At 72.0% G+C, this 12126-nt stretch carries 14 protein-coding genes; 5 read left to right on the top strand and 9 right to left on the bottom strand.

All coding sequences use genetic code 11. The features are described from left to right. Positions 1–5: 5 nt before the first annotated feature. Positions 6–662 carry a response regulator transcription factor gene (locus tag ACGFNU_RS20615; protein WP_392595763.1) on the bottom strand — a complete coding sequence of 219 codons (657 nt, stop codon included), beginning with the start codon at positions 660–662 and terminating at the stop codon, positions 6–8. Then, positions 659–1807: a sensor histidine kinase gene (locus tag ACGFNU_RS20610; RefSeq protein WP_392595761.1), complete on the bottom strand. Its 1149-nt coding sequence runs from the start codon at positions 1805–1807 to the stop codon at positions 659–661. The genes ACGFNU_RS20615 and ACGFNU_RS20610 overlap by 4 nt, the downstream gene beginning before the upstream one ends. 147 nt (positions 1808–1954) lie before the next feature. Between ACGFNU_RS20610 and ACGFNU_RS20605 the strand changes: the two genes are divergently transcribed. From ACGFNU_RS20605 to ACGFNU_RS20585, 5 genes are all read left to right on the top strand, one after another. Next, positions 1955–2503 (top strand): hypothetical protein, encoded by a 549-nt coding sequence (locus ACGFNU_RS20605; protein WP_392595759.1) that lies wholly within the window; start codon positions 1955–1957, stop codon positions 2501–2503. Then, a complete protein-coding gene (locus ACGFNU_RS20600) occupies positions 2503–3726 on the top strand; it encodes a peptidoglycan-binding protein (RefSeq protein WP_392595758.1) in 1224 nt (407 codons plus the stop codon). Before ACGFNU_RS20605 ends, ACGFNU_RS20600 begins: the two co-directional genes overlap by 1 nt. Then, positions 3723–4445: an ABC transporter ATP-binding protein gene (locus ACGFNU_RS20595; protein ID WP_392595756.1), complete on the top strand. Its 723-nt coding sequence runs from the start codon at positions 3723–3725 to the stop codon at positions 4443–4445. Before ACGFNU_RS20600 ends, ACGFNU_RS20595 begins: the two co-directional genes overlap by 4 nt. Then, positions 4442–5644 (top strand): ABC transporter permease, encoded by a 1203-nt coding sequence (locus ACGFNU_RS20590; protein WP_392595754.1) that lies wholly within the window; start codon positions 4442–4444, stop codon positions 5642–5644. The genes ACGFNU_RS20595 and ACGFNU_RS20590 overlap by 4 nt, the downstream gene beginning before the upstream one ends. A gap of 67 nt (positions 5645–5711) precedes the next feature. Further along, on the top strand, positions 5712–5912 hold the full coding sequence (locus ACGFNU_RS20585; protein ID WP_392595752.1) for a hypothetical protein: 201 nt from the start codon (positions 5712–5714) through the stop codon (positions 5910–5912). A 107-nt stretch (positions 5913–6019) separates the two neighbouring features. Here the strand turns inward: ACGFNU_RS20585 and ACGFNU_RS20580 are convergent, their stop codons facing one another. From ACGFNU_RS20580 to ACGFNU_RS20550, 7 genes are all read right to left on the bottom strand, one after another. Continuing rightward, a complete protein-coding gene (locus tag ACGFNU_RS20580; RefSeq protein WP_392595750.1) occupies positions 6020–7264 on the bottom strand; it encodes an RNA polymerase sigma factor in 1245 nt (414 codons plus the stop codon). Then, positions 7261–7656, bottom strand: a complete 396-nt coding sequence (locus ACGFNU_RS20575) for a YciI family protein (protein WP_392595748.1) — start codon at positions 7654–7656, stop codon at positions 7261–7263. The genes ACGFNU_RS20580 and ACGFNU_RS20575 overlap by 4 nt, the downstream gene beginning before the upstream one ends. Then, positions 7653–8021, bottom strand: coding sequence for a VOC family protein (locus ACGFNU_RS20570; RefSeq protein ID WP_392595746.1), 369 nt, complete (start codon positions 8019–8021; stop codon positions 7653–7655). Before ACGFNU_RS20570 ends, ACGFNU_RS20575 begins: the two co-directional genes overlap by 4 nt. Positions 8022–8023: 2 nt before the next feature. Beyond that, positions 8024–9502 (bottom strand): MFS transporter, encoded by a 1479-nt coding sequence (locus ACGFNU_RS20565; RefSeq protein WP_392595744.1) that lies wholly within the window; start codon positions 9500–9502, stop codon positions 8024–8026. 139 nt (positions 9503–9641) lie between these two features. After that, complete coding sequence (locus ACGFNU_RS20560; protein ID WP_392595742.1) at positions 9642–10637, bottom strand: sigma-70 family RNA polymerase sigma factor; 996 nt, start codon at positions 10635–10637, stop codon at positions 9642–9644. Positions 10638–10714: 77 nt separating this feature from the next. Beyond that, positions 10715–11020: an EthD family reductase gene (locus ACGFNU_RS20555; protein WP_392595741.1), complete on the bottom strand. Its 306-nt coding sequence runs from the start codon at positions 11018–11020 to the stop codon at positions 10715–10717. Positions 11021–11050: 30 nt separating this feature from the next. Beyond that, positions 11051–12037 carry a zinc-binding dehydrogenase gene (locus tag ACGFNU_RS20550; protein WP_392595739.1) on the bottom strand — a complete coding sequence of 329 codons (987 nt, stop codon included), beginning with the start codon at positions 12035–12037 and terminating at the stop codon, positions 11051–11053. Positions 12038–12126 lie beyond the last annotated feature (89 nt).

Raw genomic sequence — 12126 nt, 5'->3', positions numbered from 1 at the left:
GCGGGTCATTCGGCGATGCGGTAGCCGACGCCGGGCGTGGTCGTGATGACCGGCGGATCGCCGAGCTTACGCCGCAACCGGCCGACGGTCACCGGGACGGTGTTGGTGAACGGGTCGGCGTGCTCGTCCCAGACCTGGTCGAGCAGGTCCTCGGCGCTGAGGAACGCGGGCGCGGCGCGCAGCAGCGCCTCCAGCACCCCGAACTCCTTGACCGACAGATTGAGCATCCGGCCGTCGCGCAGGACGGTGCGGCGCACCGGATCGAGCTCGATGCCCGCCGCCCGGAAGACGCGCGCGCGGGCGCCGGGGCGGCGGCGGGCGAGCGCCCGCACCCGCAGCACCAGCTCGGGGAAGTGGAACGGCTTGGCCAGGTAGTCGTCGGCGCCCAGGCTCAGGCCGCTGACCCGCTCGCCGGGGGAGTCCGCCGCGGTCAGCATGAGCACCATCACCGGCCGTTCCGCCTCGGTGATCATGCGGCAGAGGGTGTCGCCGTGCAGCCCGGGAAGGTCGCGGTCGAGCACCACCACGTCGTAGGGGACGTCGAGCTTGGTGGCGGCGTCGAGCCCGTCATAGGAGACGTCGACGGCCATGCCCTGGTCCCGGAGCCCCTCGGCGACGACGTCGGCCAGTGCGCGCGAGTCTTCCACGACCAGCACCCTCATGCGTCCACCCCGATGGCCGCGCTTGCGTCGACGTCCGTCTGCGTGAGCGGCAGTGTGACGGTCACGCGCAGGCCGCCGTCGGGCAGCGCGTGGAGGTCGAGCGTCCCGCCGTGGACCTCGGCGATGGCGTCGACGATCGACAACCCGAGCCCGCTGCCCCGGTCGGAGCCGGTGCGGTCGGCTCCCAGCCGGCGGAACGGCTGGGTGAGCTCGGCGAGGTCGTCCTGCGCGAGGACCGGGCCACCGTTCTCGACGACGAGCAGGGCGCCGGCTCCCCGCGCGGCGGTGCGGACACGGATCCAGCCGCCGGGCCGGTTGTGGGTCACGGCGTTGTCGATCACGTTCTCGACCAGGCGGGACAGCAGGGTCTCGCTGCCCCGGACCCGCGCCTGCGGGCTCGGCTCCTGATCCACCCGGAGGTCCAGGTCGGCGATGACGTCGGCGCGGTGCCGGATCGCGGCCGCGGCGACCGCGCCGAGCGCCAGCGTCGACTCGTCGGCGACGGGGGCGTGCTGGGCGCGCGCGAGCGCCAGGAATCCCTCCAGCAGCCGGTCGACGTGGTCGAGCTCGTGCCTGATCCGGCCCGCGAGGGTGACGGTCTGCGGGTGCAGCGGCCCGGGCTTGGCCATCGCGACGTCGAGCGACGCCCGCATGGTCGCCAGCGGCGTGCGCAGCTCGTGGGAGGCGTTGGCGACGAACCGCCGCTCGAACTCGAAGGACCGCTCGAGCCGGGCGAGAAGATCGTCGAACGTGTCGCCCAGCTCCTTGAGCTCGTCCTCGGGTCCGGGCAGGTCGAGCCGTTCGTGCAGGTTGGTGGCCGAGATCTGGCGCGCGCTCGTGGTGACCGTGCGCAGGGTCCGCAGGAACCGGCCCGGGACGAGCCAGCCCAGGACCAGCGACACCACCGCCATGAACGCCAGCGCGAACCCCGCGGCGGCCAGCAGCTGGCCCAGCTCGGAATCGTTCCGGCCCTCCTCGAACGAGCCGGGCGCGCCAGGTGAACCGGGTGCGGGATGCGCGGGGGGAACGGCACCCGGGTCGACCGGAGAGGAGACCGAGGCGCCCTGGTAGAAGGCGATCATGACGATCAGCAAGATCGCGCCCGAGCCGAGAAAGACCCCGAAGTACAGCAGGGCGAGACGCATCCGGATGGTGCGTCGTGGCAGGTGGAACACGGCCCAAGAATGCCTCATCGGGCCTAACAACGAAATAACGGATCACGTTGGGCCCGTGTTAGCGCCTCCTGCGTAGAACGGCCTCTGACAACCAGGGACCGAGTAGTGAGGGACGACATGGCAGCGACACACACGGCCGGACTGCGCGCAGCACGCCTCGCGGTGGTGACGACGGCGATCTTCGGGCTCGTTCTCGGCGCGAGCGCCTGCTCCGGCGGCGAGAAGCGGAACGCCGGGGCCGCGAACGGCGGTGCCGGGGCGACCGGTTCCCAGGCGGAGCTCGTGGCCAAGCACGTCGCGTACTCGAAATGCATGCGCGCCAACGGACTCAAGGACTTCCCAGATCCCGAGGTCGACCCGGGCGGGCACGGCGTGGGCTTCTCCACCAATCTCGACGCCGACGATCCCAAGTACAAGGCCGCCGACGCAAAGTGCAAGCCGTTGCTGCCGGCCGAACCGACCGAGAACGACCCGCAGGCGCGCGAAGGGGCCGTCAAACTGGCCGGCTGTATGCGGGCCAAGGGCGTCTCCGGTTTCCCCGACCCCGACGGCAAGGGCGTCTTCCACCTCAAGGACGTCGACCGCGAGTCGCCGCAGTACCGGACGGCCATGGACGCCTGTCAGAAGCAGACCGGCTTCAAGGGCCCGATGCGTGTCGAGAACTGATGACCACCGAAACACGCCACGACGCGATGAACACCGAACACCCCAGGAAGATCGAACCCGCCAGGGATACCGGCCCCTCCTTGAACGCCGGGCCCGGCACGGCACCTGACCGCCCGGAGGCGGGACCGCCACGGCGATCCCGGGGCGGGCGGCGCCGGACCGGGCCGGTGATCATGGTCTCCGCCGGTGTCCTGATCGCGGCGGGCGCCGGGGCCGTCATCGCCGACCCGTTCGGCATGCGGCCCGAGGACCCGCCGCTCCAGGGGACCAGCGCGACCGGGCTGGCCCAGGTCACCAGGGAAACGCTGGCGGCCCGCACCCAGGAGAACGGGACGCTGGGCTTCGCGGGCACCTATGACGTCGTCAACCAGGCCGGCGGCACCATCACCAGGCTGCCCGCCGTGGGCCAGGTGATCCGCCAGGGCAGGGTGCTCTACCGGGTCGACGGCAAGCCGGTGATCCTGCTGCGCGGCGCCGTCCCCGTCTACCGCGATCTTTCGCAGGGCAGCAAAGGCGCCGACGTCCGGCAGTTGAACGCCTCACTCGTCGCGCTGGGATACGCCACGAAAGCCGAGATCGACCCCGGCTCCGACTACTTCGGAACCGCCACCTACTACGCCCTGCGCAAGCTGCAAGACAAGGCGGGCCTGACCGAGACCGGCGTCCTGGCGCGCGGGCAGGCCGTCTTCGTCCCGGAGACCGCGCTCAGGATCACCAAGATCAGCGCGGTGCGGGGTGGTGCGGCGGCGCGCGGCGCGGTGGTCCTGCGGGCCTCCTCGACCCGGCGGCAGATCACGATCTCGCTGCACGCCGGCCGGCAGGGCGAGGTGGCGGCCGGTGACAAGGTGACCATCTCCCTGCCCAGCGGCAAGAGCACCCCCGGAGTGGTCTCCTCGGTGGGCAAGGTCGCGACGAAGGGCGACAAGACCACGACCGTCGACGTGCGGATCAGGCCGTCCAGGCCCAGGGAGACCGGCATGCTGGACCAGGCGCCGGTCCAGGTCTCGATCGTCACCGAGACGGCGAAGGACGTGCTGTCGGTCCCGGTGAACGCGCTGCTGGCGCAGGCGCGCGGCGGCTACTGCGTCGAGGTCGTCGCGACGGACGGCGCGCATCGGCTGATCCCCGTGACCACCGGGCTGTTCGACGACAGCGCGGGCACGGTGCAGGTCAGCGGCAAGGGCCTGGCGGCCGGGCAGAACGTGGTGGTACCGGCCTCATGACCGACGCGAGTGAGCCGGTGCTCCAACTGGAGAACGTATCCAAGATCTATCCGGGCGCCGTCCCCGTGACGGCGCTCAAGGACGCCACGTTCACCGTTCATCGCGGTGATCTGGTGGCGATCGTCGGGCCGTCCGGCTCGGGCAAGTCGACTCTGCTGCAGGTGATGGGCACGCTGGACCGGCCCACCTCCGGCACCGTGCGGATCCTCGGCGACGACGCCGCCGCGATGTCCGACCGCGCGCTCGCTGGCCTGCGGGCCGAACGGATCGGCTTCGTCTTCCAGCAGTTCTTCCTGGCCGAGCACGCCACGGCGGTGGAGAACGTCGCCGACGGGCTGCTGTACGCGGGCGTCCGGCACCGGCAACGGATGCGCGCCGCCGCCACCGCCCTGGAACGCGTCGGCCTGGCCCACCGGCTCGACCACCGCCCGTCGCAGCTGTCGGGCGGGGAACGCCAGCGCGTCGCGATCGCCCGGGCCCTGGCCGGTGACCCGGCGATCGTGCTGGCCGACGAGCCCACCGGCAACCTCGACAGCGTCTCCGGCGCCGCCGTCCACGACCTGCTCACCGAACTCAACGCCGAGGGCGCCACCATCATCATGATCACCCACGACCGCGAGCTGGCCGCCCGGCTCCCGCGCCGCATCGAGGTGCTCGACGGCCGCATCGTCGCCGACGTCACCGCGGCGCCGCTGCTCGCAGGAAGGCGGCTGCCATGACCGCCACGACTCCCGTTCCCGGCCGGCTGCATCCGGCCGACCTGGCCCGGGTCGCCGCGGTCGGCCTGCGCACCCGCCGGACGCGCGCCGCACTGTCGGCGCTCGGCATCGCCATCGGCGTCGCCGCGATGGTGGCGGTGCTGGGGCTGTCGGCCTCGTCCCAGGCCGGGCTCCTCGCCGAGATCGACAAGCTCGGCACCAACCTCCTCACCATCGCCCCGGGCCAGTCACTGACCGGCAACGACGCCCGGCTGCCGATCGAGGCACCCGGGATGATCGGGCGGATCCCCACCGTGGAGGCCGTGCAGAGCACCGGCGACACCAAGGTCAACGCGTTCCGCAGCCCGCTCATCCCGGGCCTGCAGACCAACGCGCTGACGGTCAACGCGGCCAGCCTGGACCTGCCCGCGGCCGTGCGCACCACCGTCGCCCAGGGCCGGTACCTGAACGCGGCGACCGCCACCCAGCCGGTGGCCGTCCTCGGCTCGGCGGCGGCCCAGCGGCTGGGCATCGCCCGCGTCCACCCGGGGATGCGCATCTGGGTCGGCGGCCAGTGGTTCTACGTCAGCGGCATCCTCGCCCCCGCGACGCTGTCACCCGAGGTCGACTCGTCAGTGCTGGTCGGCTACCCGGCCGCGCGGAAGTACCTCGACTTCGACGGGCATCCGTCGATGATCTATGTGCGGGCGCGCACCGGCCACGTCGAGGACGTCCACCGGCTGCTGGGCGCGACCGCCAACCCCAGGAACGCCGGTGAGGTGCGCGTCAGCCAGCCTTCCTCCGCGCTGGTGGCGCGGGCCGCGGCCGAGTCGGCGCTCAACGGGCTGTTCCTCGGGCTCGGCGCGGTGGCGCTGCTCGTCGGCGGGATCGGCGTGGCCAACACCATGGTCATCTCCGTGCTGGAACGCCGGTCGGAGATCGGTCTCCGGCGTGCCCTGGGCGCCACCCGGGGCGGCATCCGCCTGCAGTTCCTGTCCGAGGCGGTCCTGCTCGCCGCACTGGGCGGCGCCGTCGGCGTCGCACTCGGCGTGACCGCCACGGTGGTGTACGCGACCGTCAAGGGCTGGGCGGCGGTCGTCCCGGTACTGGCCTGGGGCGGCGGCCTGGGCGCGGCCATCATCATCGGCGCCGTGGCGGGCCTGCTCCCCGCGCTGCGCGCAGCCCGAATGCCCCCCACTGAGGCACTCAGAACGGCGTAACGGCGGCTGACCGGCCAACGGCGATGGCGAGCCGGCCAACGATCTCACCGCACGCAACGGAACCCTGGTGCGGGATCCACTCGACCTGCGACAGCTCTTGCGAGCGGGCCAGACCGTGCGGGTCACCACCCCTGGCCGCTGCCCGGGATCCGGCACATTCTCGATCACCCTGGTCGCGCCCAGCGGGCGGGCGATCGACCGTACCCGCGGCGCCGGCTGCGGCTCGCTCGGCACCTCCCAGCTCCACATTTACCCCATCCGCAACTGAGCCCCAGATCATCGACCGGCATGCGGTGCGGCCCAGGCCATGCACCGGCACACCATGATCGGTGAGTGACCTGGTGAGGAGGATCCGCGCTATGGCGCGAGGCGGCGCTACGGCGTGAGGCGGTCTGCGCGGGCTTGCAGGTAGCGCTGTTCGGGGAGGCTGGTGGTCAGGCGGGCGGCCGTCCGGTAGCAGGTCCGGGCGCCCTCCTGGTCACCGGCCATCTCCAGCAGATGCGCCCGCACGGCGTGGAGCCGATGGTGACCCGACAGCCGGTCGTCGGCGTCCAGCGGCTGGAGGAGGGCGAGACCGGCGTGCGGACCGTCCACCATCGCGACCGCGACGGCGTGGTTGAGGGTGACGACGGGATTGGGGTCCATGCCATCGAGCAGCTGGTAGAGCGCGACGATCTGCGCCCAGTCGGTGTCGGCGGCGGTCGCGGCCTCGGCGTGGACGGCGGCGATGGCCGCCTGCAACTGGTAGGGCCCGAGGCGGGCGCGGGGGAGTGTCCCGGTGATCAGGGCGATGCCCTCGTCGATGGACTCCCGGTGCCAGCGGGTGCGGTCCTGCTCGGCGAGCGGCACCAGGGCGCCGTCGCCGCGCGTGCGTGCCGGGCGGCGCGCGTCGACGAGGAGCATGAGCGCGAGGAGCCCGGCGACCTCGCCGTCGCGGGGCAGCAGGGCGAGGACGGTGCGGGTGAGGCGGATCGCCTCCCTGGTGAGGTCGGCGCGGTGCAGGTCGGGGCCCGAGCTCGCGGTGTACCCCTCGTTGAAGATCAGGTAGAGGACGTGCAGGACCGAACGCAGCCGCTCGTCCCGCTCGTTCTCCGGCGGCATCCGGAAGCGGGCGCCGGACGCCTTGACGCGCTGCTTGGCCCTGCTGACGCGCTGCGCCATCGTCGCCTCGGGGACCAGGAACGCGCGGGCGATCTCCGCCGTGGTCAGGCCGCCCACCGCGCGGAGCGTCAGCGCGATCTGCGAGGCCGGGGTGAGGCTGGGATGGCAGCAGAGCAGGAGCAACGTGAGCGTGTCGTCCTCGCCGCGCAGCAGTTCGGTGTCGGCGGCCGGCGCGAGGAGCTCGTCGGGCGAGGCCTGTGCGACGGCCTTCTCCTGTCGTCGCCGGCCCGCCGACTCGCCGCGGAGCAGGTCGGTCATCCGGCGCGACGCCACCCTGATCAGCCAGGCGTCCGGACGGTCGGGAACGCCGCGTTCGGGCCACTGCGTCGCGGCGGCCAGCAGCGCCTCCTGGACCGCGTCCTCGGCCGTCTCGAAATGCCCGAAGCGGCGCACGAGCGCGGCGAGGACCCGCGGTGCCAGCGGGCGCAGCAGGTCCCCGGCCTCGGCCGCGGTGCTCACATCTCCTGACCGGACAGGTCCATGATCGGCCGTATCTCCAGCGCGGCGAAGCGCGCGTCGGGGAACTTCGCCGCGATCTCGGCCGCCCGCTCCGGGCCGTCGCAGTCGAGGACGAAGTAGCCGGCCAGCTGCTCCTTCGCCTCGCCGTACGGCCCGTCCGTGGTCGCCGCGACGCCCTCGCGCACCCGGACGGTCCTGGTGGTGGCCGGATCGGCCAGCGCGGTGCCGACGACCAGCTCCCCGGACTCGGTGATCTCCTTGAACAGATCCTCGAACCGCCGGATCAGCTCGTCGCGTTCCCGTCGCGGCAGCGCGAGGAACTCCGGATGCCGCAGGAAGATCGGATGTTCCCAGTTCTCCGCGTTGCTGTAGATCAGCAGCAGATACTTCATTTCGCCTCCTTCGGGCCCGCGACGCCGATCAGGTGCCCCTCGGGATCGGTGAAGTGCCCGACCGAGAAGTCCGCTGCGCCCACCGGGCCCATCAGCCGCCTCCCGCCGAGCCGCTCCGCCTCCCGCAGTGCCGCCTCGACGTCGGGGACGCCCACGTAGAACAGCACACGGCTCTCGTAGCCCGCGCCGCCGCCGACGCCTCCGTTGATCCCGCTCTCCACGAACCCGTACTCGCCCGGCCGGGAGACCTCCTCGGACAGCGCGTCGCCGACCTGGAACTCCCATCCGAACAGCTCACCGTAGTACGCCCGGAGCCGCGCCGGATCGGCCCCGATGATCTCGAAGTGCACCACTGGACTCCCCATGATCAGACCTCCGTTCGTGGCGCCCCCGCGGGCGCCTCGTCCCAGAGGTCGGATCCGGCGTCCCCGCTCTCGACATCCGTTCCGGAATTTCTTCGCCGCATGAGCAGCGCGGCGGTGAGGACCGCCGCGGCAAGCAGGATGCCGAACGCGACCATCAGGGCCGTGGTGTAACCATGCACGGTCGCCTCACGCTCCGCGTTCCGGTGGGACGCCAGATAGGACGCGGTGGCGCTGGCGGCCAGCGTGTTGAGCAGCGCGGTGCCCAGCGCCGCCCCCAACTGCTGGGCGGCGTTGTAGGCGGCGGACGCGGCACCGATGTCGTGGCCCCGCATGCCTTCAGTGGCCATGCTCGCCGTGGGCGGCATGACACAGCCGAGGCCGACCCCAGTGAGCACCAGCGCGGGAAGCAGATAGAGGGCGAAAACATGATCACTGCCGGCGGTCAGTCGGGTGAGAATCAACATCCCGGTGGCCGCGGCGAGCAGCCCAGGGACGAGCGCTGCCCGCCCGCGGATGAGCATCGACCCGGCCAGCACGGCCAGCGCGTTGACGATCAGCGTCAGACCGGCCTGGACGGGCGAGTAGCCGAGCACCGTCTGGGTGTAGTAGCTCATGAACAGGTAGAAGCCGAACATCGCCACGAACATCAGTGTGATGGCCACGAACGCGGCGGCCCGCCCACGGTGCAGCAGCACGCGCATCGGCAGCAGCGGATGGGACGCGCGAACCTCGACGGCGACGAACGCGGCCAGCAGCACCACTCCACCGGCCAGCAGCGCGAGCACCTCGGCCGAGCCCCACCCGAGCGGCTCGGCCCGGTTGAACCCGTACACCAGCAGGGCCACCCCGGTGAGACTGAGCAGCGCTCCGGCGACGTCCAGCCGTCCCCGCGTCGGCCGGTCCGCCGGCACCAGCGTCATCGTCCCCAGCACGGCGACCAGCGCGATGGGAACGTTGATGTACAGGCACCACCGCCAGCTGAGGTACTCCGTCAGCAGACCCCCGGCGATGAGGCCGACCGCCGACCCCGCCGCACCGACGGCGGCGAACACCCCGAACGCCCGGCCGCGTTCACCGGCCCGGGTGAAGGTGCTCGCCAGCAGCGACAACCCGGCGGGCGCCAGCAGAGCGGCGAACACCCCCTGCAACGCTCGCGCCCCGAACAACATCAGCGACTCCGTGGCCGCGCCGCCCAGCGCGGACGAGGCGGCGAAGCCTGCCAGCCCCACCAGGAACGCGCGCCGGTGACCGAGCACGCCGCTGACCCTGCCGCCGATCAGCAGCAGCCCGCCGAAGGCCAGCGCGTAGGCGGTGATCGCCCACTGCCGGTTCCCGTCCGACATCCCGAGCGCCCGCTGCGCCGACGGCAGCGCGATGTTGACGATCGTCCCGTCCAGGACCACCAGCAGCTGCGCCGCACTCACCACCGCCAGCGTCCACCACCGGCTCCTGACATGCGATTTCTTGTCTTCGAGATCCATGACTTCAAGGGTTCCGTTGAAGCGGCCCCGGAGACTTTCAGCCGCGATGGCCCCACCGACCAGGCGACCGCAACGACAACCCTCAACCCGAAGTAGAACCACCAGCCGGCAAGGAGAGCAGGCTGGTTGCGTTGGCGGGTCAGCGCGTGAGCACGTGCGGGAAGCCGAACGTCGCGACCAGCGCGGGATCGTGGAACTTGACAACGCGCGAGACGCCCGTGGCGGTGGCGGCCAGCGCCACGACGCCGTCGGCTCGGAGCACGCCGTCGTCGTTCCGGTGGTACACGACGGCGGCGGGTTGGCCGTTGGCGGTGGTGGCGATCATCCGCCAGTCGCCCGGTGCGCCCAGTACGTACGCGTCGAGGATGTGGAGGCACATGGCGCGGCCCGCCTGCCAGTCGCGGAACGGCGTCGCCTCCAGGGTGGCGTCGGTGCGCAGGACCTGTTCCAGCAGGCGAGCATCGGAGCGCTCAAAGGCCGCGATGTAGCCGTCGAGCAGCGCACGTGCTCGTTCGTCGGTCGGCTCGAGCAGACCCTCTGGCTCGGGCTCCAGTTCGTTGAGCCGGGCACGGGCGCGCTGCAGTCCGCTCTTGACCGCAGCCGTGGTGGTGTCGAGGATTTCCGCGGTTTCGGCCGCGGAGAACGCGAGGACTTCGCGCAGGATGAGGACCGCGCGCTGGCGGGCGGGCAGGTGCTGCAGGCTGGCGATGAGCGCCAGCCGCAGCGACTCGCGTTCGATCACCATCGCGGCCGGGTCACCGGCGGATGGGGCGATCCATGCGTCCGGCAGCGGTTCCAGCCAGGAGACCTCGCCCGGCGCGACGGGATTCGGCGGGCGATCGGGGCCGTCGTACGGTCCGGCCAGGCCTGAGGGCAGCATCCGGATCGGGCGCGGCTTCAACGCCGTCAGGCAGACGTTGGTGGCGATCCGGTAGAGCCAGGATCGGATCGATGCCCGGCCCTGGAACCGGGAATAGGACCGCCACGCCCGCAGATAGGTCTCCTGCACCAGGTCCTCGGCATCGTGCGCCGAGCCGACCATGCGGTAGCAGTGCGCCAGCAGCTCCCGGCGGAACCGCTCGGTCTCGGCGGTGAACCGGTCTTGATCCGGTGCCGTCCGCAGCTGCGCCGTCACGCCGGGAGCCTGGTACCGCAGCACGTGGTCCGTGTGGCGACGCCGCCGAGCCTCTCTCGCAGCGGTGACATCCGCGATCAGACCTCGCCGAGCCGAAGGGTCATGCCACGGAAGGCCGCGAGGCGGGTCAGGTTCACCGCGGCGTCCTCAGCGGCGCGGCGGCCGGCCTCGGACCCGAGCGCGGCCATGTCGTCCCAGTCCAGCATCACGACCGTGTAGCACGGCTCGCCGATCACGGCTGCCGGCTCATGACTGCGTGTGCAGCGGCGCGGGCCCGGATACTGTTTCGCCAGCGGGACGTGGACATCGTTGTAGTGACGTTCGAACGCGTCGACGTCGGACGGGGTGTCGTACATCACGAATCGCGCCGCCTGCTCGGTCATCTGGTTCGGCTCCTTGGTGCGCAGCGAATGTCAGGGCAGCAGGGCCAGCTTGCCGATGGTGGCCCTGGCCTCCAGTTCCGCGAGCGTTTTCGGGCCGTCGGCCAGGTCGTACGCGGTGGGACGGCCGGGGGCCAGCACGCCGGCGGTGATGAGCGCGGACAGCTCGCCCATGACCTCACCGAAGACCTGCGGCGCGGCCTGGATCAGCACGCCGAGGTTGAAGCCGATGATGTGGACCTGGTGCTCGTAGACCAGCTCCCAGTTGGTGATCGAGGCTTCGCCGCCCGCCACGCCGAGGACGACGACACGGCCGGTGACCCGCCTGGCCGCCGCCAGGCTGGCACCGAAGGTGGTGCCGCCCGCCGACTCCAGCACCACATCGGCGCCGGTACCTCCGGTCAGCCGCAGCACCTCGGCGGCGATGTCGCCTCCGCCCAGGACGTGGTCGGCGCCCAACGCCAGCACTGTGTCGTGCTTGTTCGGGGAAGCAACGGCGATGACCGTCGCGCCGTAATGCTTGGCCATCGTGACCGCGGCCTGCCCGGTCGCGCCCGCCGCCGCGTGGATCAGCACGGTCTGCCCCGCGGTGACGCCCCCCAGCGGCCTGAGCGCCGCCAGCGCGGTGGGCCAGTTCACGACCAGGCCCAGCGCTTGCCGCTCCGTCCAGCCGGCGGGCACCGGCATCGCCCCGGCCGCGGGCAACACCATGTACTCGGCGAAAGCGCCGGCTCCGACGCCGACGACGCGGGCCCCCGGCTGCGGGCCGGTCACCGCCTCGCCCAACGCGACGACCTCACCGGCGGCCTCGAAACCCGCCAGGTACGGCGGGCGCGGGCCGCCTGCGAACGTGCCGTGGGCCCGGGAGACGTCGGCGAAGTTGACACCGGCGGCGCCGACCCGGATCAGAACCTCGCCCCGGCCCGGACTCGGCACCGGCACGTCGGTGACGAGGCGCATGTCCTGCGGGCCGTTGAGGGACGTCTGCCGCAGCGCGCGCATGGTCACGGGAATGCTCATCGGCGATCAGCCTCTCTTCTCGGAGTACGGACGGGCCCACCTGCCGGGCCGCGCCTCCCACCATGTAGACCCCGGCCACCGCCCAAAGG

Origin of the sequence: Spirillospora sp. NPDC048911 (assembly GCF_043198015.1) — a bacterium.
Taxonomy (GTDB): Bacteria; Actinomycetota; Actinomycetes; order Streptosporangiales; family Streptosporangiaceae; genus Spirillospora.
Note: the sequence above shows the minus strand (reverse complement) of the source record. Positions and strands in the feature narration are given on the sequence as shown.

What these genes read in the sequence shown, in the direction of transcription:
- ACGFNU_RS20615 (WP_392595763.1), bottom strand. Translation starts at nt 662, where the DNA reads ATGAGGGTGCTGGTCGTGGAAGACTCGCGCGCACTGGCCGACGTCGTC.
- ACGFNU_RS20610 (WP_392595761.1), bottom strand. Translation starts at nt 1,807, where the DNA reads ATGCGTCTCGCCCTGCTGTACTTCGGGGTCTTTCTCGGCTCGGGCGCG.
- ACGFNU_RS20605 (WP_392595759.1), top strand. Translation starts at nt 1,955, where the DNA reads ATGGCAGCGACACACACGGCCGGACTGCGCGCAGCACGCCTCGCGGTG.
- ACGFNU_RS20600 (WP_392595758.1), top strand. Translation starts at nt 2,503, where the DNA reads ATGACCACCGAAACACGCCACGACGCGATGAACACCGAACACCCCAGG.
- ACGFNU_RS20595 (WP_392595756.1), top strand. Translation starts at nt 3,723, where the DNA reads ATGACCGACGCGAGTGAGCCGGTGCTCCAACTGGAGAACGTATCCAAG.
- ACGFNU_RS20590 (WP_392595754.1), top strand. Translation starts at nt 4,442, where the DNA reads ATGACCGCCACGACTCCCGTTCCCGGCCGGCTGCATCCGGCCGACCTG.
- ACGFNU_RS20575 (WP_392595748.1), bottom strand. Translation starts at nt 7,656, where the DNA reads ATGAAGTATCTGCTGCTGATCTACAGCAACGCGGAGAACTGGGAACAT.
- ACGFNU_RS20570 (WP_392595746.1), bottom strand. Translation starts at nt 8,021, where the DNA reads ATGGGGAGTCCAGTGGTGCACTTCGAGATCATCGGGGCCGATCCGGCG.
- ACGFNU_RS20565 (WP_392595744.1), bottom strand. Translation starts at nt 9,502, where the DNA reads ATGGATCTCGAAGACAAGAAATCGCATGTCAGGAGCCGGTGGTGGACG.
- ACGFNU_RS20555 (WP_392595741.1), bottom strand. Translation starts at nt 11,020, where the DNA reads ATGACCGAGCAGGCGGCGCGATTCGTGATGTACGACACCCCGTCCGAC.
- ACGFNU_RS20550 (WP_392595739.1), bottom strand. Translation starts at nt 12,037, where the DNA reads ATGAGCATTCCCGTGACCATGCGCGCGCTGCGGCAGACGTCCCTCAAC.